Annotated in this window: 27 protein-coding genes; 11 read left to right on the forward strand and 16 right to left on the reverse strand. The window is 72.8% G+C overall.

The window, feature by feature from the left end:
• The first annotated feature begins 101 nt into the window (after nucleotides 1-101).
• Complete coding sequence (locus AS850_RS16600; RefSeq protein ID WP_164088343.1) at nucleotides 102-749, forward strand: hypothetical protein; 648 nt, start codon at nucleotides 102-104, stop codon at nucleotides 747-749.
• Here AS850_RS16600 and AS850_RS16605 read toward each other — a convergent pair.
• Together AS850_RS16605 and AS850_RS15455 are read right to left on the reverse strand one after the other, a co-directional pair.
• Nucleotides 715-1,296 (reverse strand): hypothetical protein, encoded by a 582-nt coding sequence (locus AS850_RS16605; RefSeq protein ID WP_164088486.1) that lies wholly within the window; start codon nucleotides 1,294-1,296, stop codon nucleotides 715-717. The two genes, AS850_RS16600 and AS850_RS16605, sit on opposite strands and share 35 nt — an antisense overlap.
• Before the next feature lie 152 nt (nucleotides 1,297-1,448).
• Nucleotides 1,449-1,670, reverse strand: a complete 222-nt coding sequence (locus tag AS850_RS15455) for a hypothetical protein (RefSeq protein ID WP_123955552.1) — start codon at nucleotides 1,668-1,670, stop codon at nucleotides 1,449-1,451.
• A 264-nt stretch (nucleotides 1,671-1,934) separates the two neighbouring features.
• Between AS850_RS15455 and AS850_RS15460 the strand changes: the two genes are divergently transcribed.
• Nucleotides 1,935-2,738 (forward strand): siderophore-interacting protein, encoded by an 804-nt coding sequence (locus AS850_RS15460; protein WP_236940763.1) that lies wholly within the window; start codon nucleotides 1,935-1,937, stop codon nucleotides 2,736-2,738.
• A gap of 150 nt (nucleotides 2,739-2,888) precedes the next feature.
• Here the strand turns inward: AS850_RS15460 and AS850_RS15465 are convergent, their stop codons facing one another.
• Nucleotides 2,889-3,437: a TetR/AcrR family transcriptional regulator gene (locus tag AS850_RS15465; protein ID WP_119869929.1), complete on the reverse strand. Its 549-nt coding sequence runs from the start codon at nucleotides 3,435-3,437 to the stop codon at nucleotides 2,889-2,891.
• Between the two features lie 122 nt (nucleotides 3,438-3,559).
• On the opposite strand from AS850_RS15465, the gene AS850_RS15470 reads away from it, so the two are divergent.
• Nucleotides 3,560-4,576 (forward strand): SDR family NAD(P)-dependent oxidoreductase, encoded by a 1,017-nt coding sequence (locus tag AS850_RS15470; RefSeq protein ID WP_119869930.1) that lies wholly within the window; start codon nucleotides 3,560-3,562, stop codon nucleotides 4,574-4,576.
• A 216-nt stretch (nucleotides 4,577-4,792) separates the two neighbouring features.
• Here AS850_RS15470 and AS850_RS15475 read toward each other — a convergent pair whose 3' ends face one another.
• Entirely contained in the window at nucleotides 4,793-5,191 is a 399-nt protein-coding gene (locus AS850_RS15475; RefSeq protein ID WP_119869931.1) for a DoxX family protein, read from the reverse strand.
• A gap of 24 nt (nucleotides 5,192-5,215) precedes the next feature.
• Nucleotides 5,216-6,403, reverse strand: coding sequence for an MFS transporter (locus tag AS850_RS15480; protein ID WP_216819792.1), 1,188 nt, complete (start codon nucleotides 6,401-6,403; stop codon nucleotides 5,216-5,218).
• Between the two features lie 147 nt (nucleotides 6,404-6,550).
• Here AS850_RS15480 and cls point away from each other — a divergent pair, with 147 nt between their 5' ends.
• Together cls and AS850_RS15490 are read left to right on the forward strand one after the other, a co-directional pair.
• Nucleotides 6,551-8,059: a cardiolipin synthase gene (cls, locus tag AS850_RS15485; protein ID WP_119869933.1), complete on the forward strand. Its 1,509-nt coding sequence runs from the start codon at nucleotides 6,551-6,553 to the stop codon at nucleotides 8,057-8,059.
• A 75-nt stretch (nucleotides 8,060-8,134) separates the two neighbouring features.
• The gene (locus AS850_RS15490) at nucleotides 8,135-8,713 is read left to right on the forward strand and encodes a hypothetical protein (protein WP_119869934.1); all 579 of its coding nucleotides are present in this window, start codon (nucleotides 8,135-8,137) and stop codon (nucleotides 8,711-8,713) included.
• Here AS850_RS15490 and AS850_RS15495 read toward each other — a convergent pair.
• From AS850_RS15495 to AS850_RS15515, 5 genes are read right to left on the reverse strand one after another with little or no spacing between them, the layout of a single operon-like run.
• Entirely contained in the window at nucleotides 8,700-9,020 is a 321-nt protein-coding gene (locus AS850_RS15495) for a putative quinol monooxygenase (protein ID WP_119869935.1), read from the reverse strand. The two genes, AS850_RS15490 and AS850_RS15495, sit on opposite strands and share 14 nt — an antisense overlap.
• Complete coding sequence (locus AS850_RS15500; protein ID WP_119869936.1) at nucleotides 9,017-9,865, reverse strand: ATP-binding cassette domain-containing protein; 849 nt, start codon at nucleotides 9,863-9,865, stop codon at nucleotides 9,017-9,019. The genes AS850_RS15495 and AS850_RS15500 overlap by 4 nt, the downstream gene beginning before the upstream one ends.
• Nucleotides 9,862-10,140 (reverse strand): ABC transporter permease, encoded by a 279-nt coding sequence (locus AS850_RS15505; RefSeq protein ID WP_119869937.1) that lies wholly within the window; start codon nucleotides 10,138-10,140, stop codon nucleotides 9,862-9,864. Before AS850_RS15505 ends, AS850_RS15500 begins: the two co-directional genes overlap by 4 nt.
• Nucleotides 10,080-10,793 (reverse strand): ABC transporter permease, encoded by a 714-nt coding sequence (locus AS850_RS15510; protein WP_123955553.1) that lies wholly within the window; start codon nucleotides 10,791-10,793, stop codon nucleotides 10,080-10,082. Before AS850_RS15510 ends, AS850_RS15505 begins: the two co-directional genes overlap by 61 nt.
• 4 nt (nucleotides 10,794-10,797) lie before the next feature.
• Nucleotides 10,798-11,679, reverse strand: coding sequence for a substrate-binding domain-containing protein (locus AS850_RS15515; RefSeq protein ID WP_164088487.1), 882 nt, complete (start codon nucleotides 11,677-11,679; stop codon nucleotides 10,798-10,800).
• A 131-nt stretch (nucleotides 11,680-11,810) separates the two neighbouring features.
• Between AS850_RS15515 and AS850_RS15520 the strand changes: the two genes are divergently transcribed.
• The 4 genes from AS850_RS15520 to AS850_RS15535 all read left to right on the forward strand — a co-directional run bounded on the left by AS850_RS15520 (nucleotide 11,811) and on the right by AS850_RS15535 (nucleotide 14,955).
• The gene (locus AS850_RS15520) at nucleotides 11,811-12,755 is read left to right on the forward strand and encodes a LacI family DNA-binding transcriptional regulator (protein ID WP_119869940.1); all 945 of its coding nucleotides are present in this window, start codon (nucleotides 11,811-11,813) and stop codon (nucleotides 12,753-12,755) included.
• Nucleotides 12,756-12,877: 122 nt separating this feature from the next.
• Nucleotides 12,878-13,333 (forward strand): SRPBCC family protein, encoded by a 456-nt coding sequence (locus AS850_RS15525; RefSeq protein WP_119869941.1) that lies wholly within the window; start codon nucleotides 12,878-12,880, stop codon nucleotides 13,331-13,333.
• A 3-nt stretch (nucleotides 13,334-13,336) separates the two neighbouring features.
• Nucleotides 13,337-13,708: a hypothetical protein gene (locus AS850_RS15530; RefSeq protein WP_119869942.1), complete on the forward strand. Its 372-nt coding sequence runs from the start codon at nucleotides 13,337-13,339 to the stop codon at nucleotides 13,706-13,708.
• Nucleotides 13,709-13,761: 53 nt separating this feature from the next.
• Complete coding sequence (locus tag AS850_RS15535) at nucleotides 13,762-14,955, forward strand: glycosyltransferase family 4 protein (protein ID WP_164088488.1); 1,194 nt, start codon at nucleotides 13,762-13,764, stop codon at nucleotides 14,953-14,955.
• Here the strand turns inward: AS850_RS15535 and AS850_RS15540 are convergent.
• Genes AS850_RS15540 through AS850_RS15555 form a run of 4 tightly spaced genes read right to left on the reverse strand, consistent with a single transcriptional unit; the run spans nucleotide 14,903 to nucleotide 18,970 of the window.
• Complete coding sequence (locus AS850_RS15540) at nucleotides 14,903-15,751, reverse strand: glycosyltransferase family 2 protein (RefSeq protein ID WP_119870373.1); 849 nt, start codon at nucleotides 15,749-15,751, stop codon at nucleotides 14,903-14,905. The two genes, AS850_RS15535 and AS850_RS15540, sit on opposite strands and share 53 nt — an antisense overlap.
• Before the next feature lie 8 nt (nucleotides 15,752-15,759).
• Nucleotides 15,760-16,785 carry a hypothetical protein gene (locus AS850_RS15545; protein WP_119869944.1) on the reverse strand — a complete coding sequence of 342 codons (1,026 nt, stop codon included), beginning with the start codon at nucleotides 16,783-16,785 and terminating at the stop codon, nucleotides 15,760-15,762.
• A complete protein-coding gene (locus AS850_RS15550) occupies nucleotides 16,782-17,888 on the reverse strand; it encodes a glycosyltransferase (protein ID WP_119869945.1) in 1,107 nt (368 codons plus the stop codon). The genes AS850_RS15545 and AS850_RS15550 overlap by 4 nt, the downstream gene beginning before the upstream one ends.
• Nucleotides 17,885-18,970: a hypothetical protein gene (locus AS850_RS15555; RefSeq protein ID WP_236940764.1), complete on the reverse strand. Its 1,086-nt coding sequence runs from the start codon at nucleotides 18,968-18,970 to the stop codon at nucleotides 17,885-17,887. Before AS850_RS15555 ends, AS850_RS15550 begins: the two co-directional genes overlap by 4 nt.
• Nucleotides 18,971-19,098: 128 nt before the next feature.
• Between AS850_RS15555 and AS850_RS15560 the strand changes: the two genes are divergently transcribed.
• Complete coding sequence (locus tag AS850_RS15560) at nucleotides 19,099-20,166, forward strand: hypothetical protein (RefSeq protein WP_119869947.1); 1,068 nt, start codon at nucleotides 19,099-19,101, stop codon at nucleotides 20,164-20,166.
• Nucleotides 20,145-21,443: a glycosyltransferase gene (locus tag AS850_RS15565; RefSeq protein WP_236940765.1), complete on the forward strand. Its 1,299-nt coding sequence runs from the start codon at nucleotides 20,145-20,147 to the stop codon at nucleotides 21,441-21,443. The genes AS850_RS15560 and AS850_RS15565 overlap by 22 nt, the downstream gene beginning before the upstream one ends.
• A gap of 223 nt (nucleotides 21,444-21,666) precedes the next feature.
• Here the strand turns inward: AS850_RS15565 and AS850_RS15570 are convergent, their stop codons facing one another.
• Together AS850_RS15570 and AS850_RS15575 are read right to left on the reverse strand one after the other, a co-directional pair.
• A complete protein-coding gene (locus AS850_RS15570) occupies nucleotides 21,667-22,095 on the reverse strand; it encodes a Fur family transcriptional regulator (RefSeq protein WP_119869948.1) in 429 nt (142 codons plus the stop codon).
• Nucleotides 22,096-22,144: 49 nt separating this feature from the next.
• The gene (locus AS850_RS15575; RefSeq protein WP_119869949.1) at nucleotides 22,145-22,414 is read right to left on the reverse strand and encodes a hypothetical protein; all 270 of its coding nucleotides are present in this window, start codon (nucleotides 22,412-22,414) and stop codon (nucleotides 22,145-22,147) included.
• Nucleotides 22,415-22,451 lie beyond the last annotated feature (37 nt).

Genomic DNA, 22,451 nt, shown 5'->3' on the forward strand with positions numbered 1-22,451 from the left:
GGGGCTCGAGGTGTGCATCGCGGAGTACGCGTGCCTGATCAGCGTATCGGGGCACGCCGCGCGAGCGGGCCGTGAATGCCGTCACGGCCTAGCATTCGAGCATGACGTCGGTGGGGACGCGCCTCGATGCGCGGGCGAAGAGGGAGATCGCGGGCTGGGCGGCGCTCGCGGCGGGGATCTTCGCGCTCATGGCATTCGCCCTCGCCGCCTCGGCTCCGGCTCCGATCTGGATCGCCGGGCTGGCGACGGGCGCATCGGCCGTTCTGGGCGCGGCACTCGGCGCGTTCGGGACGAGGTCCCGGTGGAACGCCGAGGGCGGCCTCGCGGCCTACCGCGAGGTGGACGGCTGGATCCGCGACCGCCGCCTCCCGACGGACCTGCCGCTCGGCGGGGCGCTCACCCGGCTGGAGAAGCGAAGCGTGAACCTGCGGGTCGGGTTCCCGATCGCCATGGTGGTGATCAACACGACGCAGGCGTTCTTCCCTCACCCCGACCGTGACGGCTGGCTTCTGGGACTGCCCATCGTCCACGCCGGCGTGGCCCTGTTCTTCGCGGGGCAGCTGGCCCACAGCCTGATCCTCCGCCCCAGGATCACCGCGCTGATCCGGGAGGGCCAGCGCCGCTTCGCGTCCGGCGAGGCCGGCGCGGCCGGTTCGGCCGGTACCGCGGGTTCGTCCGGTTCGGCCGGTTCGGCCGGTTCGACCGGTGCACCGCCTAGCGGAGCGAGCAGTTCGGCGCCGACCCGGTAGGGACCGCGGCGACGATCTCGCGCCGGGAGTCGACGACGACCGTGGGGTGCAGGATGCCCAGGGTCGCGCCCGACGCGCTGCGGAGCCGCACCTCCGCCGAGTAGCACGACCTGCCGGAGACGGTCCGCGGGTAGCCGGAGGCCGGATGCTCCAGCGCCGTCCGCGCCGCCGACACCATGAAGTCGTCCCAGAGGGCGCGGGAGCGGTGGGCGCTGAGGACCTTCTGCCACTGGCCCTGCCAGGCCGACCGGATGTGGACGTAGCCGGACGTCGAGTCGCCGCAGTAGAGCGTGATCCGGCCCTGCTTGCGCGTCGAGAACGTCGCCACGGAGACCCGGCTGTACCCGGTGTTGCAGAGGCCGATCGTGACCGGGGGCAGGTTCGGGTGCATCCTGCCGGCTGTCGTCGACGGACCACCGGTGACCCCCTCGACGCCGGTGTCACCCACCCGCTGGGCGTCGCCCGTGGCCAGTGCCGGCTGCGCCAGCGCGCCGAGCAGCACGAGCGCGACGGCTACGGCCGCGATCCCCATCCGGTGTCGTCGCATGATCCCCACTCTCCGCCCGCACCCCCGCGCGGACTCCCGGCGCCATCATGGCACCTCGGCGGGACTCCTCCCAAGGCACCGGAGGATGATCTTCGATGGTCGGGACGACGGCTCCGGCAGGGGCGGGGCGGCCGCACGGGCGACGGTCGGCGTCACGCCGGCACGCGCGTGAAGACCTCCCGGCGGAGTCGCTCGAGGGCATCGGCCGTGTCGGCCCGCGTCGCGGCTCCGCGATCGAGGTCGCTCAGGATGGCCACGAGGGCGAGCCGCAGCCGGGCCCGGTCGAGGAGCGAGAGCTCCGGGGAGGCGTCGAGCTCGGTGGTGATGTCGAGCCGGGCGCGGAGGATGTCCGCCAGCACGGGATCGTGCGTCATGTCGTACTCACTTCTGCCGACCTCATCGTCGGCGGAGACCACACTAAGCGATTCGGTAGGCGCTCGGGGGATGCTCGGTGCTCTCGCGCGCCACGCGAGACTCCACGACACGCTGCTCACTTTCGTCCCGCGGGGCGAAATGTGGAGTCTCGCCGGGTCCGGCGCCTGTCTCGCAACCGGGGACCCGGGCTCGACCGGATACAGGTCTTAGGTTAGGCTTGCCTTATGTCGACGCCCGCGCGGGTACTGCCCGAGGATCCCCGGATGTTCCGCGCCGCCGTCGTCCGCAGCGAGCGCGTCACCCCGTCCGTCCAGCGGGTCACCGTGGCCGGCGACGAGCTCGATTCGTTCGACTGGGTCGGATTCGACCAGTGGTTCCGGCTGTTCCTCCGCCGCCCCGGCCAGGAGGAGCTCATCGCCCCGCCCGTGACCGGGTCGGGCTGGTGGCCCGCCTACCTCGCCATGCCCGAGGAGCACCGACCGCACTGCGCCAACTACACGGTGGCCGATTTCCGGCCTCGCGCATCCTGCCCGTCCGGGGTCTCCGAGCTCGACATCGACTTCGTCGTGCACCGCGGCCCCGACGGCGCGCTGGAGGGCCGCGCGGCGATCTGGGCCTGCGGCGCCCGACCCGGCGAGCCGGTCGTGCTCCTCGACCAGGGCGTCCTGTTCGACGCACCGTCCGACGCGAGCAGCGTCCTCGTCGTCGCCGAGGAGACCGGGCTCCCGGCCGCCGTCGGCATCGCGCGCTCCCTCCCGCAGGATGCAGTGGGCCGCCTCATCCTGGAGGTCCCGACGGCCGCGGATCGCCGGCCGCTCCACGCCCCGGCCGGGGTCGAGGTCACCTGGGTGGTCCGCGCCGAGCCCGCCGCCGTCCCGGGGGCGGCCGCTCTGGCGGCCCTGCGCGAGCACGTCCCGGCGGACGACCGCGGCTACGCGTTCGTCGTCGGCGAGTCGACCCTGGCCACGGCCGGGCGCCGGCACCTGCACCGCGCGGGGCTGCCGAAGTCGCGCATCACGTTCTCCGGCTTCTGGAAGCACGAGGCGCGCGTCCCCGCGCACGCCTGAGCGCCGGCCCCGGCTGCTGCCCCGGCCGTCGGCCCCGGCCCGAGCCCCGGCCCCCAGCCCCAACCCCAGCCGCAAGACTCCACGATTGGCCACGTTCCACGAAAGTGAGTGGCGAGTCGTGGAGTCTCACACGTGGGCACGCCGAGCGACCTAGGCGACCGGGTCGATCAGCTCCTGCAGGAGCCGCCCGTACCGGACGACGAGCACCTCGTGGTCGGTCGCCAGCAGCACCTCGTCGCCCACGACCCAGAGCGCGTAGAGCAGCCCGCCGACGAGCGCCGCGGCGAGTCGTGCCCGGAGCTCCGCATCCGGCCCGGTCAGTCGCGCGCGCAGCGGCTCGACGAAGTCGACCTCGTGCCGGTGCCTCACTCGCGCCGCCACCCCGTCCGTGTCGCTCCCCCGGATCAGCGCCAGGTAGATCGCCCGCACCTGCTCGTCGGCCGTCAGGACGAAGCGGATGAACCGCTCACCGAGCGTCGACGTGGGCCCTTCGAGCAGCGGCTGGTCGGGCTGCGCGAGCGCCAGGGCCTCCAGGAACAGCTTCTCCTTCGATCCGAAGTAGTGGATCACGAGGGCGGCGTCGACGTCGGCCAGCCGTCCGATCTCCCGCAGCGTGGTCGCGGCGTAGCCCTGCGCCACGAAGGCCTCGGCGGCGACCGCCAGGATGCCCTGCCTCGTCATCGCCCGTCGGTCACCCATCCGTCGAGCCTAAGCCTGGGAGGATGCCTCTTGCGCCTCTCTTTTCAACGGTGTTGAATTCCAGCATCAGTTCATTCAACGGCGTTGAACAGCGGCGCCGACGGATCGCAAGGGAGCGGATCATGTCCGACAGCGTCGTCATCCTCACGGGTCAGTCCACGATCGGGACCTGGCTCGACCACCCCGAGGGGCGCGGGCTCCTGCTCGACCTCCTCGCTCCGGCCGGTACGACGGCGGAGACTCTCGCCCCCGCGCGGGGCATGGCTCTGCAGCAGCTGGTCGCCATGTCCGGCGGCGCTCTCCCGCAGGAGGCGATCGACGGGATCGTCCGCGCGGCGAACGGCGGCGAGCTCCCCGAGACGGACGAGTCCGCCGGTTTCCAGGAGATCGTCACGCCGGGTCGGTTCGCCGGGAGGACCGTCGTCGTCACCGGCGCCGGATCGGGCATCGGCCGAGCGACCGCCTCGCGTGTCGCCCGCGAGGGAGGCCGCGTGATCGCCGTCGACATCGCCGACAAGGGCCTGATCGCCCTCGCCGAGGAGCTCCCCGACGCCGAGATCGTCACCGTGACCGGCGACATCACCAGCCAGGACGACATCGACGCCGTCGTGGCGGCCGCCGGCGAGCGCATCGACGCCCTGGCGAACGTGGCGGGCGTCAACGACGACTTCTCCCCGCTGCACGAGACCTCGGACGCCACCTGGGACCGCGTCATGGCGATCAACGTGACGGGCGCGTTCAAGCTGACCCGCGCGATCCTGCCCGCCATGATCGCGGCAGAATCCGGATCGGTCGTCAACATCGCGTCGGAGGCGGGCCTGCGCGGCAACGCCTCGGGGAACGCGTACACCGTGTCGAAGCACGCGGTCATCGGCATGACGAAGAGCGCCGCGTTCATGTACGGACCGCGCGGGATCCGCGTCAACGCCGTCGCCCCCGGCGGGGTGGCCACGGGCATCCCGTTCCCGCCGCACGTCTCCGAGGAGGGGTCGGCGCGGCTCCGGCCGTTCCAGGCGGCGATCCCGTCGCTCGCCACGGCGGCCGAACTGGCGGCGTCGATCACGTTCCTTCTCAGCGCCGACTCGGTCAACATCAACGGCGTCGTGCTGCCGTCGGACGGCGGCTGGTCGGTGCAGTAGCCGCTGCCGCTGCGTCCGCCGCCGCCGAGACTCCACGATTGGCCACGTTCCACGAAAGTGAGTGGCGAGTCGTGGAGTCTCGGGCGTGGGGCCGGCGCCGCAGTCGGCTTCCCGTCCGCGAGACTCTACGATTGGCCACGTTCCACGAAAGTGAGTGGCGAGTCGTGGAGTCTCGCCCGGCTGGGCGAGGGCGAGGGCGGGCCGGGCCGGCCGGCGCTAGCGCTTCGGGGCGCGCGTCGACCAGAGGGCCACGGCCACGAGCAGCGGCTGGAAGACGAGCCGCACGGCGCGCTTCCGGTCGGTGTCGAGCCCGAGGGCGGAGGTCTTGGTGACGAACTGCGAGATGTTCCCGGGGAAGATCGCCGTGAAGAACAGCGCCGCGAGGTTCCCGATGCCGCGCTGGTGGCCGCCGAGGAGGACGAGACCCGAGCCGAGCGCGATCTCGACGACACCGGAGGCGAGGACGACGGTGTCCTTCGGCAGCGGCACCCACTCGGGCACCTGCGCCTGGAACGACTCGCGCGCCGACGTCAGGTGCGTGACGCCGGCGAAGGCGAGGACGCCTCCGAGGGTGACGCGCGCGATCGTGCGGGGGATGCTGGTGCGAGTGCTCATGGGGTCCTTCGGGTCGGTGTCCTCTCAGGCTAGAGCCTGGGCATCCTGCGGTCCGACCCGGAGGGGCCCGCGACGACCGACCGCCCAGACGGTCAGGGCGAATCCGCTGAGGACGGCTCCGGCGAGCATGATCGCGGTCCAGCCGCCGTGCGCCCAGAGGAACGACGCGAGGCCGGAGCCCACCGCCCCGCAGAGGAAGTTGCTCGTGACGAAGGCGGTGTTGATCCGGCTGCGAGCCGACGCGTCGACCAGGAACATCCGCGACTGGACCGTGATGTTGTGCCCCTGGATCGCGACATCGAGCACCAGGATGGCGACGACGATCGCGACGACCGACGCCGCGCCGAGCCCCGCGATCACGAAGGCGACGAGCACGAGCACCCAGGCGACGCCGATCGCGGGGAGGCCGAGGCCGCGGTCGCTGAGGCGTCCGGCGCGCTGCGCGGCGACCGCTCCCGCGAGGCCGACGAGGCCGAACAGTCCGATCACGGTCACGCCGAACCGGTACGGCGGGGCGCTGAGGAGGAAGGTGAGGGAGGTCCAGAACATCGTGAAGACGGCGAACGAGGTGCCGCCGAGCACGAGGCTCCAGCGGACCGCCCGCTCCCGCTTCACGATCGCGAACACGGAGGCGAGCAGGGCCGGGTACCGGAGCGTCGTGCGCGGCTCGAGCCGCGGGATCGCCGCGAAGAGCAGGGCGGCCAGCAGGATCGCGAGCCCCGCGGCCACGACGTAGATCGCGCGCCACCCGAGCGCCCCGGCCACCAGCCCGGCCACCGTCCGCGAGACCAGGATGCCGATGAGGATGCCCGACACCACCGTGCCGACGACGCGCCCCCGGTCGGCGTCGTCGCTGAGGTCGCCGGCGAGCGGCACCAGGATCTGCCCGGAGATCGTCGTCAGGCCCACGAGCGCCAGGGTCGCGAGCAGGATCCCGAAGGTCGGCGCGAGGGCGCTGGCCACGAGGGCCGCCGCGGAGCAGAGCAGGGCGACGGGCACCAGGATGCGTCGGTTCAGCACGTCGCCCAGCGGGACGAACAGGAAGATCCCGAGCGCGTAGCCCAGCTGGGTCGCGGTCACCAGCCAGCCGGCCGCTGCCGTGTCCGTGCCGAGGTCGCGGGCGATGAAGTCGAGCAGCGGCTGCGACCAGTAGAGGTTGCCGACGGCGGCGCCACCGGCGACGGCGAAGAGGAAGGCGAGGCGGCGCGTCACGCGTGGACGGCCCTGCGGACGGTCCTCGTCGGGCACGAGGGGGATGTGGGAGCATCGAGGGAGAGCATTCGTCCAGTCAACGGCATCGGGCCGATCCGTGACGCGCGCTTCTCACGGAACCGCCCGCTCAGCCGCCAAGGAGTCGCGATGCCCCGGATCGACCTCATCACGGCGACCCCCCTCGCCTCCGCCATCAAGCGGAAGAGCTGGATCGCCATCGTCTTCCTCGTCATCGAGTACCTCATCAAGGTCGCGGCGATCGGGATCGTCCCGGAGAACCGCAAGACGGGGTCGTCGTTCGCCTGGCTGATGCTGATCCTGTTCGTCCCGGTGATCGGGCTCCCCCTCTTCCTCCTGCTCGGCAGCCCGTACGTGCGCGGTCGACGTCACAAGCTCCAGGGCGAGATGAACGACCTGATCACGAGCCAGGCGAAGACGCATCCCCTGTCGGAGCAGTACACGCGCGACATCCCCGGCGTCGACTCGATCGTCGCCGCGAACCGGCGCCTGGCGTCGCTGCCGCTCGTGACCGGTCGGAACGAGGGGCTGCACGGCACCTACGACGACGCGATCCGCGAGATGGCGCGCGCCGTCGACGAGGCCCGGTCGACCGTCCACGTCGAGTTCTACATCATGGCGTGGGACGACACGACCGACGTCTTCTTCACCGCCCTGGCCGACGCTGTGAAGCGCGGGGTCACGGTGCGGCTCCTGTTCGACCACATCGGCACTCGGGGGTATCCCGGCTACGGCGAGTTCAAGCGGCGGCTCACCGCGGCGGGTATCCAGTGGCACCCGATGATGCCGATCGACCTCCTCCACGGGCGGTGGCGGCGTCCCGATCTGCGCAACCACCGCAAGCTGCTGGTGATCGACGGGCGTCGCGGCTTCATGGGGTCGCAGAACATGATCGACTCCGGCTACCTCAAGCCGAAGCACGCTCGGGTCGGGCGGCACTGGAAAGACCTGAACATCGAGGTGACGGGGCCGATCGTCGACTCGCTCAGCGCCGTGTTCGCGATCGACTGGTACACCGAGACGAACGAGGCCGTGCCCTTCGAGGCGTACGACCCCGACGACGACGTCGCCTCGTCCGACCGGCACGACGGGGCGTTCCAGCTGGTGCCGTCGGGCCCCGGCTTCCCGACGGAGCCCAACCTCCGGATGTTCGTCTCGCTCATGCACCGCGCTCAGCACAAGCTGATCATCACGAGCCCGTACTTCATCCCCGAGGACTCCCTCCTCACGGCCATCACGACGGCCGCGTACCGGGGCGTGGAGGTCGAGCTCTTCGTCTCGGAGCAGGCGGACCAGTTCATGGTCCAGCACGCGCAGCGCTCCTACTACGCCACGCTGCTCGACGCCGGCGTGAAGATCTACCTGTACCCGAAGCCGACGGTCCTGCACGCCAAGCACTTCACGGTCGACGACGAGATCTCGGTCATCGGCTCGAGCAACATGGACATGCGCTCGTTCGCCCTCGACTACGAGATCATGCTGCTCGGCTTCGGCGCGTCGTTGGCGTCCGAGCTGCGGACGATCCAGGACGGCTACCGCTCGGCGTCGCGGCTCCTCACCCGCGAGGCGTGGAGCAAGGAGCCGTGGTACCGCCGCTACGTCGACAACGTGATGAGGCTGACCTCCGATCTGCAGTAGCCGCGGCTCCTGCGGGCGACCCGCCCCACCCCGCGTGCCCCGACCCCGTCTCCCCCGACCCCTGAAACGAGACCCGTGAAGAACGTCCGCTCCCACCTGCAGTCCGCGTCGCTCGGCGTGCTCTTCGGGTACTTCGCCCTGACCTGGTTCGTCCTCACGTACGCGTTCGCGGTCCTCCTCGGCAGCGCCCGCGTCAGCCTCTCGGAGACGATCGGCCGCGCCGTCGGCGCCCTCGTCTTCGGTGGCGTCATGACCCTGGTCGCGGCCCGCCAGCGCCGCCGGAGCGGCGGCGTCGAGAACCTCGTGGCGATCAACGCGGCCGTCAGGACCGGTACCGTCCCGGAGGACGCCGAACCGTCGATCTGGGTTCCCGCCCTCGACGAGCGCCGCCGTCAGAACGTCCGCTCGACCTGGCTCAGTCCGGTGATCTTCGGCGTCTTCACCGTGCTCGGAGTCGTCCTCGCCCTGAGCGAACCGCAGGATGCCGTCCTCTGGGGCCTCACCGCGTTCATGGCGTTCGCCGCGGTGTTCTGCGCGTTCGCCGCCGCGCGCCAGGTGAGGAAGATCGACGCGCTCCTCGCGCAGCTCCGCCCCGCCGGGACGACGGCAGCGGGGCGGGGACGGGAACCCGGAGCGGGAGTCAGACGTCCGTGAGGAACGTCAGGCTCGAGCCGCCGTCCGCCACGAGATCCCTCAGGACCGCGTTGAACGCCGCCGAAGCCGACGCCGACAGGTGCGCCTGGAACGCCTCCTCCGACTCGTACCGCTCGTAGACGAAGAAGCAGGCAGGATCCTCGCGCTTGCGATGCACGACGAAGGCCACCGTGCCCGCTGCCCGACGTACCTCGTCGCCGTAGTCGTCGATCAGCCGCGCGACCTCGTCCGCGCGACCCGGCAGCGCCGTGAACTCCGCGTAGAGGACGGTCGGATCCGCGACCGGCCGCTCCCGGGTCGTCGTCACGACGACGACGCCGAGCTCGCCGCCGCTGAGGCCGCGATCGACGCATCCGGCCCGGGGATGAGCCCGGTGATCGTCCCGAGCAGGCTCTCGGCGTCGAAGCTCGCGGTCGGGGCGTCGCAGACGATCCGCCCGAGGCGGAGCACGACGACGCGGTCGGTGGCCTGGAGGACGTGCGGGAGCGTGTGCGAGATGAAGATGACGCCGAGCCCCTTCGCCTTCGCGGACTTGATGACGTCGAGGACCTCGTTGGCCTGCCGCGCACCGAGGTGGTTGGTCGGCTCGTCGAGGATGATCACGTCGCGCGCCCACGCCACCGCGCGGCCGATCGCGACCGCCTGGCGCTGACCGCCGGAGAGCTCGGCCACGGTGCGGTCCGAGGACGCCACGCCGATGCCGACGCGGTCGAGGTCGGCGTGCGCCTCCGTGTCCATGCGCTTGTCGGCGAGGAACCCCAGGCGCCCCAGGATGCCCTTGGCCATGAGCTCCCGGCCGAGGAAGACGTTCGCCCCGACGCTGAGGTTCGGCGCGAGACCGGAGTCCTGGTAGAGCGTCTCGATGCCGGCCTGCATGGCGTCGTGCGGCGACTTCCACTGCCGCTCCTCGCCGCGCAGGAAGATCTGGCCCGCGTCGGGCCGGTGCGCCCCGGAGAGCACCTTCACGAGCGTCGACTTGCCGGCGCCGTTGTCGCCGACCAGGCCGACGACCTCGCCGGCCCGGAGCGACAGGCTCACGTCGTCGAGGGCGACGACGCTCCCGTAGTTCTTCGAGATGTGGGTGACCTCGAAGATCGGGGCGTCCTGGGTCGGGGACGACGACGAGGACGATGAAGACGACGTGACGGTCATGACTTCCTCCGCTGGATCCCGCGCAGCACCTGGAGCGACACGGCTGCGGCGATGAGCAGCGCGACGACGATCTGGTTCCAGTTGGGGTCGATGTTGATGATGATGAGGCCGCTGGTGACCGTGACGAGGATGAGGGCGCCGATGATGGTGCCGCTCATGCGTCCGACGCCGCCCGTGAGGCTCGCGCCGCCGATGACGACGGCCGCGATGGCGCTCAGCTCGAAACCGGTGCCGGACGTCGGCGAGCCGGAGCCGAGCGTGAGGAACGTGACCATCCCGCCGAGTCCGGCCAGGAGAGGGGTCCGAGCCACGGGACGCTCAGTCCGATGGCGCTGGCGGGGCCGCCACCGACGGGGCCGCCGTGCGTGAGGACCAGCGCCAGACCCGATCCTGCGCCGAGCGTCGCGAGGGTCGCGATGAACGGCACGAGGCGGGCGACGTTGATGAGCGCGGCGTTGAGGAGGCCGACGGTCAGGCCGACACCGGCCGAGACGCCGACGCCGAGCAGGATCGACAGCGGGTCGGCGACGCCGTGCGCGGTGGCGGCGGCCATCGCGAAGGCCCCGATGACGCCCGAGACCGTCAGCGTCGAACCGACGGAGAGGTCGATCCCGCCGCCGATGACGACGAACGTCTCCCCGATCGCCAGGAGGGCGACGGGCGCCCAGCTGACCAGGACGTTCCCGAAGACGGGGACGCTGAAGAACGTGGGGTTGAGGAGCGAGAACGCCGCCACCATCGCGACGAGCACGAGGACGAGGAGGACCTGCTGGTTGGCCAGGATGCGTCCCACGGGGACGGCCCGGAGGCGGGGCGCCGCGGCGTCGTCCGGGTGGACGGACTCCGCGACGAGGGGGGAGGCGGTGCCGGTCTTCTCGAGACCGGCACCCTTCTCGTCCCGACGGTCGTGCACTGCGGGAATGGCCACGGTCCTAGCCGGCGGTCTGCACGTAGGTGTACTTGGTGAGGTCGGCGGCCGAGGTCGACGAGTCCAGGACGATGTTCGGCAGGGTGACGGCCTTGTCGATGCCGGTCGTTCCGCTCTTGACCGCCTTGATCAGGGTCTGCACGGCGAGCTTGCCCTCCTGGGCGGGGTCCTGGGCGATGAGCGCCGTGAAGACGCCCTTCTTGATCAGGTCGACGTTCGTCTTGTAGGCGTCGTAGCCGATGAGGGCGACCTTGCCGTCGAGGCCCTTGGCCTGGAGAGCCGAGGAGGCGCCCTGGGCGTTGGTGCCGTCGATGGCGAAGATGCCGTTGAGCTTCGGGTACGCCGTCAGCCAGTTGGAGATGTTCGTGTTGGCCGTGGTCGGGTTCGACTGCGAGTAGCCGGTCGCGACGATCTTGATGCCGGGGTACTTGGCCGCGATCTGGTCCTGGAAGCCCTTCAGGCGGGCGACGTTGGTGCTCGCCGTGGCCGAGGTGAGCCCGACGACGACCTGGTAGCTGCCTCCGGCCTTGTAGCCGATGGCCTTGGCCATGGTGTCGGCCGCGACGGATCCGCCCTGGCTGTTGTCGCCCGTGATGAAGGAGACGGCGCCGCCGAGGTCGGAGACGCTGCTGTCGACGTTGAGGATGGGGACGTTGGCGGACTTGGCCTGGGTCATGGCGTTCTGCAGCGCCGTCGGGTCGGTCGGGGCGAGCGCGATGCCGGAGGGCTTCTGCGCGAGCACCTGGTTGAAGATGGGGATCTGGGTGGCCGGGGAGTACGTCGTCGCGTCGCCCTGGAAGATGAGCTTCGCGCCCTCGGCCGTGGCCTCGGCCTGCGCGCCGACCTTCATCGCCTGGAAGAACGGGTCGGACGAGGCGCCGACCACGAAGGCGATCGTGATCGTCTTGCTCGAACCGCCGGCGGACGACCCACCTGCCGCGGGGGTCGAGGACGAGCTGCAACCGGTGAGGGCGAGACCGGCGACGGCGACCAGGCCTCAAGTCGGTCTCCCGGGTCATCAACGACGAGCCCAACGTCTCCGACGCCCTCCGCGCCAAGGTCGAGGCCGCCATCGCGAGCCTCGATTACCAGCCCAACCTCCAGGCGGGCAGCCTGCGCCGCTCGGGCGGCGGATCCAAGTCGATCGGCCTCGTCGTCTCCAGCGTCGCCAACCCCTTCGCCAGCACCCTGCACCGCGGGGTCGAGGACGCCGCGGCTCTCAACGGCGTCGCCGTCTTCAGCGCGAGCGGCGACGACGACCCGGCCCGCGAGCAGGCCATCGTCTCGGCCCTCGTGCGCCGCCGCGTCGACGGGCTCGTCATCACGAGCACCGCCGCCGACCACGGCTACCTCGTCAAGGAGCAGGAGCGGGGTACACCGATCGTCTTCGTCGACCGCCGGCCGACCGGCCTCGACGTCGACGCCGTCGTCTGCGACAACGCGGAGGGGGCCGCGGCCGCCGTGCGCCACCTCTTCGAAGCCGGCCACCGCCGCATCGCCTACCTCGGCGACCGCAACGACATCCGCACCGCCCTGGAGCGGCGCGACGGCTTCCTCGAGGCGATGGGCCAGGGCGGTGTCCCCCTGAACGAGATCGTCGTCGTCGAGGACCTCCACGACGAGGAGGTCGCGCAGGCCGCGGTGGAGGCCGTCCTCCGGCTCCCCGAGCCGCCGACGGCGCTGTTCACGAGCCAGAACCTCGTCACCGTGGGGGCCATCCGGGCCCTCCGCCGCCTGGGGCTCCAGCACGAGATCGCCCTCGTCGGCTTCGACGACGTGCTCATGGCCGACCTCCTCGAACCGGCCGTCACGGTCATCTCGCAGGATCCCCACCGCATCGGCGAACTCGCCACCGAACGGCTGTTCGCGCGGCTCGCCGGCGACCGATCGGCGCCCCAGACGCTCGTCGTCCCGACACGCCTGATCGCGCGCGGATCCGGGGAGATCCCGCCCCGGGGGTGACGCGGATCCTGCGAGCCGCCGGGGTACAAAGCCACGAGCCTCCGAGTCTCCTGCCCCTTTCGACCGCTCGGGTCGCCGCGGCCCTACCGTTCAGGCTCCAGCACCCATCGAAGGAGCACCCCATGGCACAGGCCATCGAAACGATCGACGTCGACGTCCCCGTCTCCGTCGCGTACAACCAGTGGACCCAGTTCGAGGAGTTCCCGAAGTTCCTCGACGAGGTCGAATCCATCACGCAGACCACCCCCACCCTGACGGTGTGGAAGGTGAAGGTCGGCCCGGTCGAGAAGACGTTCGAGGCGGAGATCACCGAGCAGCACCCCGACGAGCGCGTCGCCTGGAACAGCACCGGCGGCGAGGTCGACCACGCCGGCGTCATCACGTTCCACAAGCTGAGCGACACCACGACGCGCCTCACGGTGCAGATCGACTGGGAGCCCACGGGCTTCCTGGAGAAGGTCGGCCAGACCCTCGGCGCCGACAACCACGCCATCAAGAAGGACCTCAAGAACTTCAAGGGGTACATCGAGAAGCAGGGCACGGCCGACGGCGCCTGGCGCGGCGACGTCGACGCCTGACCCATGGAACTCATCCACTACGCCGACGGCTCGATCATGACCGGGTCGGCAATCGCGCAGGCGCTGCTCGACTACGCCCAGGTGCTCGCGTCACGGGGCAGCGCCGCGACGGTTCAGGTGCCCACTCGGATGGATGACGGCACCCTCGGGTCGGCCACCTTCCTCCTCGGGCCCGCCAGCCAGATCGTGGCGGTCACGACGACCTCCCCGTTCGACGAGGTGGAGGACGCCGCACTCGTCGAGCGCCTCGAGACCGAGACGGCCCGCCAGCGGGGCGCCGCCGTGCGACCCGAGGAGCAGCAGGAGTTCGACGTGCAGGAGGGCGACCTGGAGACGGGCGACTTCGTGCCGACCGATCCGCCGCGGACCACGTGAGGCCGAGCCGGCGAGAGCGGGCCGCGGGTGCGCGTCCCCGCTGGCTCGTCGGCGTGACCGAGTACGCCGGAGTCACGGGCTACACCGGGGGGATCGGGCGTCACTACGCGTCCCTCCTCCCGGCACTGGTGCGGGCCGGCGTCGACGTCGATCTCGCGCTGTTCGACGGCGGCCGTCTGATCCGTCCGGATGCGCCGGGCGGCGTCACGCTGGTCGCTCACCGCCGCTTCGCGCGGGTACCGGCGGTGTTCCTGCCCGTCGTCCGCGCCGCGGCCTTCCGTCGCCTGGCCTCGAGAGGCCGCTACGACCGGATCCTGCTGCCGGAGTGGGGTGGTATCGGGGCGCTCCTGGCCTCCCGGGAGAACCTCGTGACGAACCTGGCGACGAGCATGCGGCTCTCCAACGACGTCTCGGGGGTCCGCGTCGCCGACCTCCCCCTCTCCCGTCGCGCGCTCGTGGCCGTGCAGAACACCTGCGAGGACCGCCAGATCCGGCGTTCGCGCGGCGTCATGCCCATCTCGCGGGCGATGGAGGCGCGCAACCGCGACCTCCTCGGACGACTCCCCACCGCCACGGTGGTGCGCAACTGCATCGACGTGGCCGAGGTCCAGGCCCGTGCGGCCGGGAGCGCGCCGCCCCGCGACTGGCCCGTCGGCCCGGGCCCGATCGTCCTCTTCCTCGGCCGTCTGGAGCGCCGGAAGGGCGTCGTCGACGCCGCGGACGCCTTCGCGACCGTGGCCGCGCGTCACCCCGACGCCCGGTTCGTCTTCGCCGGCTCGCCCGGCGACAGCCGCTTCGAACCGACTCGGCAGGAGCTGCTGCGCCGCACGGGATCTCTGCCCGAGGGCCGCGTGACGCTCCTCGGCCACGTCCCCGGCGACGAGCTCTACGCCGGGATCGCCCGCGCGAGCGTCGTCGTCTGCCCGTCCCGGTGGGAGGGGTTTGGGCAGGTGGCGCTGGAGGTCAAGGCCATCGGCCGGCCGCTCGTGGTGACGTCGGGCAGCGGATACGACGACTTCTGTCGGGACGGCGTCGACGCGCGGATCGTCCGCCCCGGGGCTCCTGCGGAGCTGGCGGAGGCCGTCGCGAACCTGCTCGACGATCGGGGCACCGCCGAGCACCTGGGCGAGACCGCCCGGCGCGGGATCGACCGCTTCACCGCCAACGCCGTGGCACCGGACGTCGTCGCCGCCGTCACCGCCCTCGGGGAGCCGCCGCGCGGGTCCACGAGTCGCCGTCGCGCCTGACCAGACCCTCGCGCTCGAACGCCTCCAGCCAGCCGAGCATCGGCCACTCGTGCCAGCGCTCGGCGAAGAGCGCCCCGTTCCGCAGAATGTCGTCGAGGTGGGCGCGGGGCGGCGAGGACGTGGGGTGGTACTGGTGGTAGGCGTCCGCGCCGCCGACCCAGACCAGCGGCACTCCTCCCTCGCGGAGTCGGAACGCGTAGTCGGTGTCCTCTCCGCCGTAGCCCTCGTAGGCCTCGTCGAAGCGCGGGCCCTGCCGCCACCGGGTCGCCGTCACGGCGAACGAGAGCGACCAGAACAGCGGGTACTCGTCGGGAGAGGCGACGCGCAGGATGCCCGGGGCCGGGTCCGGCCGCGCCGCGTGCGGTGCCCGGTGCCTCCGCATCACCCCCGCGTCTCCCGCCTCGACGCCCTCGGGGAGGTACGTGACCGGGCCGCACAGCACGGCGTCGGGCCGCTCCCGGGCGGCGTCCGCGTACCGCGTCACGAGCTCCGTGTCCGGGACGCAGTCCGCGTCGAGGAAGACGACGAGGTCGGCACCGTCGGCGACGGCGCGGTCGGCTCCGGCGTTCCGAGCGGCGGCGAGGCGGAGCCCGCGGGGCCCCGGCGGCACGGCCAGGACGACGTCGGCGGGGAGGTCGGGCGCCGCCCCCTCGTCGAGCCACACGACGACGCGCCGGTGACCGAGGGCCGCGACCGCCGCGAGCTGCACGTCGAGGTGCGCGCGACGGGCGGCGGAGGCGGTGGTCACGACCGTCGTCCCGACGACCGGTGCGCCGGAGGTCACGGTGGTGGACATCGCCGCGGTCACCGAGCCCACCGCGCCGCCGTGTCGAGGATCGCGTCGGCCGCGCGCCGGGCCGCACCCTGCGTCTGCCAGGCCGACCAGTCCGGCTCCTGCCGCCGAGCGATCTCGACGAGGTCGGCCCAGCGCGACGCGGTCGGCCAGGTCGGCTGCACGACGGCGAGCCCGAGGCGCTCCAGCGCCTGACCCGTCTCGACCTGCTCGTCGAAGGGGCGCGGCTGCGGGATCACGACCGCGCGCGCGTCGGCCGCGGCGAGGTCGGCGACGGAGTTCTGCCCGGCCCAGGCGATCACGACGGCGGCGGCGGTCAGGTCGGGCCAGGGGTCGTCGCGCCAGGTGCCGCCGGGTTCCAGCACGGTCACGGTCTCGCCGGTCAGAGCCGTCCGGAGTCCGTCGACGTCGCCGGCGGTGACGCCGCCGCCGCCCGAGCCCAGGAGCACGAGGACACCGGAACGCTCCACCCGGGGAGCGACCGCCCGCCCGTCGAATCGGCTGATGCCGCCGGTGTGGACGACGTCCGCGCCGTCGAAGCGTGGTCGGTCGACCGCGCCCTCGGGATAGGGGGCCAGGATGCGGGTCGCCGCACGGTACGCGGTCAGGTGCGGCGTGTCCGAGCGGTCCCCCGGCTGAGCCATGACCACGACGGGCACGCCGAGGAGCCGCACGAAGAGGGTCACCTCGACCGAGACGTCCACGACGAAGGCGTCCACCCCGTGCCGCTCGATCCCGTCCGCGATGCGGGCGAGTCGGGACCGGTGCCCGCGGTGACCGAGGGGCGCCCAGTGCAGGAGCCCCGCGGCGCTCGGGGACGCCTCCGCCGGCGCGTGCTCGACGCCGTGGGCGTCGACCTCCACCCCGTCGTCGGTCGCGAGACGCACCCACGTCGTCCCGGCGGGGAGCCCGCTCGGCTCGGGGAGCGAGCTGAAGCAGACCACGTCGGCGTCGAGGTGCGGTCGGATCGCGAGGAATCGCGTGACGTGGCCGTGGCCGTGGTGGTGGACGTACCAGCCGACCGTGGGCCGGGTCACGCGGCCGGCTCCGCCTCGGCCGCGGTGCGCTCCAGGACCCTCTCGAGCTCCCGGATCCTGCCCGTCAGCCCGAAGCGGCCGACGGCAGCGTCGCGGACACCGCGGCGGAACCCGGGATCGGTGCGGCCGGCCTCGACGAGCGCCGAGACCGCTCCGGCGAGCGCCTCGACGTCACCGACCGGCACCAGGCGGAGACCTCCGGAGTCGTGGTGCAGCTCCGTCACGCCGCCGACGGCGAACCCGGCCACCGGGGTGCCGCAGAGCAGGGCCTCCGGGGTCACGAGGCCGAAGGGCTCGTCCCAGAGCGGGGTGACGAGGGCGCAGGAACTGCGGCCGACGAGGTCGACGAGGTCGGCGGTCCCGAGGGGGCCGACGTAGCGCCGGTCGTCGTCGAGGAGGGGCTGGATCTCGGCGTCGAAGTAGGCGCGGTCGCCGATCCTCCCGGCGATCGTCAGGGGGCGCCCGAGGAGGTGCGCGACGCGGAGGGCGAGGTGCGGGGCCTTCTCGGGGACGATCCGCCCCGACCAGACCAGCGAGTCGCCGCCCGGCCCCTCGACCCAGGTCTGCTCGTCGACCCCGTTGTGCAGGACGTCGGACGCGATGCCGACGCCCCGCCAGGTGCGTGCCGTATGCCCGCTGACGGAGAGGAACCTGCTCGATCGGCCGACGGCTCGCCCGTGCGAGGCGACGAGCTCGGGGACCACCGGCGTGTGGAGGGTCGAGATCATCGGCACGCCGAGGGACCCCGCCCGGGCGAGCGGCAGCCCGTGGAGGCAGTGGTTCACGACGACGTCCAGGGATCCGCTGCGGCGGCGGACCTCGTCGAGGGCGCGATCGAGCGCGGGGAGCGCTCGGTCGAGGTACCCCGGCGGGTAGGTGTCGTCGGCGGCGCTCGGATCGCCCCGCCAGTCGACGGCGGGCAGGGTGTACGACGCGGGACCGAGGTCGAGGAAGTCGGAACCCTCCGTCGCGATCAGCTCGACGTGGTGGCCGCGGGCACGGAGGTGCCTCACCTCGTTCCAGACGGCGGACTCGAGTCCCCCGGCGAACGGCAGCCGGATCGGGAAGCGGAGGGGCGCGATGAGCGCCAGGCGGAGGCTCACGAGGCCTCCCTCCCGGCGAGGAGCCGGCGGTAGAGGTCGACGTGCGCCTCGACGGTGGCCGCGTCGGTGACCGCGCGGGCCCCCCGGCGATTCGCCACGAGGCGGCGTCGCTCCGGCGTGCCGGCGGGCGGTGCGGCGGCGAGAACCCGGGCGAGCGCGGCCGCGAGGGCGGACCCGCCGCCCTCCCACGCGAAGGACGCGACGGTCGGATCGTCGTGCTGCTCCCGGAAGAAGCCGACCTCCGGAGCCGCGACGGCCACGCCGAGGTCCCAGCAGAGCTCAAGCCAGCCGGAGTGCGTCCCCGACCGGTAGGGCAGGAGGCACGCGTCGAGGTGCGACAGGCTGTTGGCGAGGCTCGCGTCGTCGAAGCGCTCGTGCTCGAGGAGCACGACGTCCGCCCGGGCGGCGCAGAGCGCGCGGACGACGGCCCGCTGCTCCTCGTCGCGCACGTGCCGGTGGAGGTGCACCTCGCCCGTGGCGGCGAGTCCCCGGTCGCGGAGCCCGTCGAGGGCGCCGAGGAGCGTCGCCACGGCGAGGGGTCCGTCGACGTTCGGCCGGAGGTCCTTCAGGTGGACGCCCACGACGCGGTCCGGCCGGGGGAAACCGACCGCGGGAGGGGCGTCGTCGGCGAGGAGCCGGGGGTGCGGCAGGACGAGCGGGCGGCGGCCCCAGCGCGCTTCGACGGCGGCCGCGGCTCCTGCGGTCAGGGTGATGAGGGCGTCGACGACCGGCACGAGGGCGTCGAGGCGCTCGAGGTGCGGGGCCTGATCGGCGAGCTGCGGGTTGACGAGGTCGTGGACGGTCAGCACGACCGGCCAGCCGACCCGGTGCGCCGCGTCGACGACCTCCACGAGGTCGGCCGATGCGAACGACTCGAAGCCGAAGTGGAGGTGCAGGAGCCGGGCCTCGTCGGGGTGCTCCTCGATCCACCCCGGCGAGAGGACGACCGGCGGCCACCACTGGCCCTCGGGCGCCCCGTCGGGTCGCGGGTCGGGCAGGAGCCGGAGCTCGCCCGAATCGAGGATCCGTTCGACGTAGGGGTGGCCCGCGGGAACGGAGCAGACGGTGACGGACTGCGCCAAGGATCCTCCTGTCGTGGGCACGCGTGCCCCGAGCGAGCATCCGTTTCACCGTACGGACGTACCGCCCTCCCCGGCCCATCTCGTCGACCCCATTGACTGCGAGCCCACCTCCGTGCAACGTTCGAAGGATGCCCGAAACGCCCCCGACCCAGCTCGTGGTCGGCCGACCCTCGCACGGCGTCGCGGAGTACGCGGCGGATCTCGCCGCCGCCGTCCGCCGTCGCGTCCCCGAGACCGTCATCGAGGTCGTCGAGTCGCCCGAGGAGGCCGAGGGCGTCGCCGCCCGCCACGGCCGCGTGCATCTCCACGTCACCGACGGCCTGCTCGGGACCTCCCCGGAGGCGGCCGCCGAGCGGGTCCGTCGCCTCGCCGACGCCACGAGACTGAGCGTCACCCTCCACGACCTGCCGCAGGAGTCCGACGGCGAGCGCAACCTGCCGCGGCGCGCGGCGGCGTACGCGTCGATGGTCGCCGGGGTGTGCGGCGTGGCGGTGAGCAGCCGACACGAGGCGGCGCTCGTGCGCGAGCACCTGGATCCTGCGCTCGACGCCGTGGTGGTGCCGCTCGGGACGCGGGTCGCCGAGGCCCCGTCGGGCCTGTCGGGCTCGTCGGGCCTGTCGGGCTCGTCGGGCCTGGCGGCGGTGCCTCACAGCGCCCCGGACGCACTCGTCGTGCTCGTCGCGGGCTACGTCTACCCGGGCAAGGGCCACGCGGAGGTCGTCGACGCCGTCGCCGGACTCGAGCGGGCGCCCGGCGCGAGCGTCGAGGTCGTCGCGCTCGGCGGCGTCTCGGCGGGGCACGACGCCGAGGCCGCGGAGCTGGGTCGCCGCGCGACCGCGCACGGGGTGCGCTTTCGCGTGACGGGCTACCTCGACCCGGAGGAGTACCGGAGGCTGTGCCGCTCGCCGGGCGTCCCCGTGGTCGCGCACCGGCACTACTCGGCGTCGCGCTCGCTCCTCGACTGGGCGGAGCAGGGCAGACGCCCGGTCGTCCTCGACACCCGGTACACCCGCGAGATGGCGGCCCTCCGGCCCGGCACGCTCCACCTCACAGCCCTGGACGACCTCGGTGCCGCGATCGAGGCGCGCCGGCAGGATCCCCGGTCCACCGTCCTTCCGCCCGGCCACCCGATCGGCCCGACCCTCGACGACGCCGCACGCTCCTCCCTCGCCTGGTGGGAGACGCTCCCGTGGTGACGCCCGGCTCCGTGCCCGCCGGGGCGACGTCGCCCCGCGGGATCCCGCTCCCCCGCAACGAGTGGGACCGCCTGGACGGCGTCGAACCCCTCGAGGCGCCGCGGGTGTCGGTCGTCGTGGCGCACTACGAGCAGCAGGCCCAGCTCGACCGCACGCTCCTCGCGCTGCGTCGCCAGGACCACCCCGCCTCGCGTCTCGAGATCATCGTCGTGGACGACGGCTCGGTACGACCTCCCCGCGTGCCCGGCGATGTCCGGCTGATCCGGCAGGAGGACCGCGGGTTCCGCCTCGCGGCCGCCCGGAACGCCGGGCTCGAGGCCGCATCGGGCGACGTCGTGTGCTTCCTCGACGCGGACACGGCTCCCGAGCGCTCCTACGTGCGCGAACTGACGCGGCTGCCGGCGCTGGCCTCTGACGTGGTGACGGTCGGGCGGCGACGGCACGCGGAGCTGGGGCGACTGGAGCCGTCCGCGGAACTCTCGTCCGAGGCTCCTGCGGTCGCCCTGCCGGACCCGGCCTGGCTGACCGACGCCTACGCGCGGAGTCGGGACCTCCGCGACGCCGACGACCGCTCGTACCGGTTCGTGATCGGGGCCGTCATCGCGGCCGACGCCGGGCTGCTGCGCGAAACCGGAGGGTTCGACGAGACGTTCTCCGCGTACGGCGGCGAGGACTGGGAGTGGGCCTACCGGGCCTGGCTCCGCGGCGCCCTCCTGGCACACGTGCCCGCAGCGACCGCCTGGCACGACGGCCCCGAGTGGGCCGGACGACCCGAGGCCGCACTGGCCCGCAAGAACGCGGAGGCGCAGCGCCTGGCCGACCTGATCCCGGTGCCGGGGTCGGCGGGTCGGGGGCGGCCGGGACGGTTCGCGGACGTGGTGGTCTCGGTTCCCGCGGGGGCGGGGCAGGAGGCGGCGCCCTGGTTCGTCACGCTCGACTCGGTGGCGGCGGAGCTCCCGCTCGCGGCCCTCCCGGGCGACGAGCGGTCGATCGAGCGCAGCAGGATCCGCGTGGAGGCTCGTCGCCCGTTCCGCACCTCGCCGGGGGCGCTGCGCGCCGCGGTCGAGCGGGTGTCGCGCGAGGGGCTGGGCGCGCTGGTCGTGGTGGACCCGGCCGACGGGTCGGTGCTGTGCGTGATCCACTCCCGCCGCGCCGAGGCGCGGGCCGCCCGCTGGGGTCGGAGCGACCTCTTCGACAGCGTCGCCGAGGCCGTGCCGGGCGTCCGCGGGGTGGGCGGCGACGTCGACGTGGAGGCCTACCTCGGCGGCTGGGGCTGAGCGGCGCAGCGCCCCGGCTCCGTTCGCGTCCGCGGCTGCGCCCGGCCGCGCCGAGCTCCCCTCACGCCCCGGCCACGCCGCCGACGCAATTCAGGCCTGAATACCGTTACTTAGGCGAAGACCGAGCCCGATGCCCGCAACGCAGGACGAACCCCGCCCCCGCGCACGTTTCTCAGGAGCGACACGCCCCACCTCCTGATCTACGTCGGGGGGGCACGGCGGCTCAGGCCGCGGCCTGGGCCGTCCGGCAGTCGTCGCAGAGACCCCAGAAGGTGACCTCGGCGGTCTCCAGCGAGAAGCCGTCGGCCGACGACGGCTCGAGGCAGGGTGCGTGCCCGACGACGCAGTCGACGTCGGCGATCTTGCCGCAGTTCCGGCACACGATGTGGTGGTGGTTGTCGCCGAGGCGGCGCTCGTAGAGCGCCGCGGATCCGGCCGGCTCGATCCGGCGGACGAGCCCCTTGCCGGTGAGGTCGTTGAGCGCGTTGTAGATCGACTGCTTCGGAGTGCCCGGCAGGATGCCCGACACGATGACGTAGAGCGACTCCGCGTCGGTGTGCGGGGCGTCTTCGAGGGCCTTCAGGACGGCGAGGCGCCCGCCCGTGGCCCGGAGCCCGGCAGTACGGAGTTCGTCTTCGAACGTGGTCGACATGCGTCCACTCTATTCTTTTTTGATCAAATCAAGATGGGTGGCCCGAGGGCTACGAGGCGATGACGGGGGTGCTGCTCGTCACGGTGCGGACCGTGCGCGGGGCGCGGCGACGAGCGGTGGCGAGAGCCGAGCTCGTGTAGCGCCCGACGACGTCGGTGAGCGTGCGGCGCCCGACGTAGGTGCCCACCGTGGCCGAGACGGTCCCGGTGTAGCTGCCGCGACCGGCGCGCTCGGCGAGGGCCGACACGTAGTGGCCGGCGGGGACGAAGGCGGGGGTGGTGGCGGTCGTGGTGGCGGTCGTGCTCGTGGTGGTCTGCATGGGGTGCTCCCTGTGGTGAGAAGTGGCTCGTTCGGGC

It is taken from the genome of Frondihabitans sp. 762G35 (assembly GCF_002074055.1).
GTDB lineage: Bacteria > Actinomycetota > Actinomycetes > Actinomycetales > Microbacteriaceae > Frondihabitans.

Excerpts from the sequence above, each read along its gene's own strand:
- AS850_RS16600 (WP_164088343.1), top strand. The coding sequence starts at position 102 with ATGACGTCGGTGGGGACGCGCCTCGATGCGCGGGCGAAGAGGGAGATC.
- AS850_RS16605 (WP_164088486.1), bottom strand. The coding sequence starts at position 1,296 with ATGCGACGACACCGGATGGGGATCGCGGCCGTAGCCGTCGCGCTCGTG.
- AS850_RS15455 (WP_123955552.1), bottom strand. The coding sequence starts at position 1,670 with ATGACGCACGATCCCGTGCTGGCGGACATCCTCCGCGCCCGGCTCGAC.
- AS850_RS15460 (WP_236940763.1), top strand. The coding sequence starts at position 1,935 with ATGTTCCGCGCCGCCGTCGTCCGCAGCGAGCGCGTCACCCCGTCCGTC.
- AS850_RS15465 (WP_119869929.1), bottom strand. The coding sequence starts at position 3,437 with ATGGGTGACCGACGGGCGATGACGAGGCAGGGCATCCTGGCGGTCGCC.
- AS850_RS15470 (WP_119869930.1), top strand. The coding sequence starts at position 3,560 with ATGTCCGACAGCGTCGTCATCCTCACGGGTCAGTCCACGATCGGGACC.
- AS850_RS15475 (WP_119869931.1), bottom strand. The coding sequence starts at position 5,191 with ATGAGCACTCGCACCAGCATCCCCCGCACGATCGCGCGCGTCACCCTC.
- cls (WP_119869933.1), top strand. The coding sequence starts at position 6,551 with ATGCCCCGGATCGACCTCATCACGGCGACCCCCCTCGCCTCCGCCATC.
- AS850_RS15500 (WP_119869936.1), bottom strand. The coding sequence starts at position 9,865 with ATGACCGTCACGTCGTCTTCATCGTCCTCGTCGTCGTCCCCGACCCAG.
- AS850_RS15505 (WP_119869937.1), bottom strand. The coding sequence starts at position 10,140 with ATGGTCACGTTCCTCACGCTCGGCTCCGGCTCGCCGACGTCCGGCACC.
- AS850_RS15525 (WP_119869941.1), top strand. The coding sequence starts at position 12,878 with ATGGCACAGGCCATCGAAACGATCGACGTCGACGTCCCCGTCTCCGTC.
- AS850_RS15530 (WP_119869942.1), top strand. The coding sequence starts at position 13,337 with ATGGAACTCATCCACTACGCCGACGGCTCGATCATGACCGGGTCGGCA.
- AS850_RS15540 (WP_119870373.1), bottom strand. The coding sequence starts at position 15,751 with ATGTCCACCACCGTGACCTCCGGCGCACCGGTCGTCGGGACGACGGTC.
- AS850_RS15560 (WP_119869947.1), top strand. The coding sequence starts at position 19,099 with ATGCCCGAAACGCCCCCGACCCAGCTCGTGGTCGGCCGACCCTCGCAC.
- AS850_RS15570 (WP_119869948.1), bottom strand. The coding sequence starts at position 22,095 with ATGTCGACCACGTTCGAAGACGAACTCCGTACTGCCGGGCTCCGGGCC.
- AS850_RS15575 (WP_119869949.1), bottom strand. The coding sequence starts at position 22,414 with ATGCAGACCACCACGAGCACGACCGCCACCACGACCGCCACCACCCCC.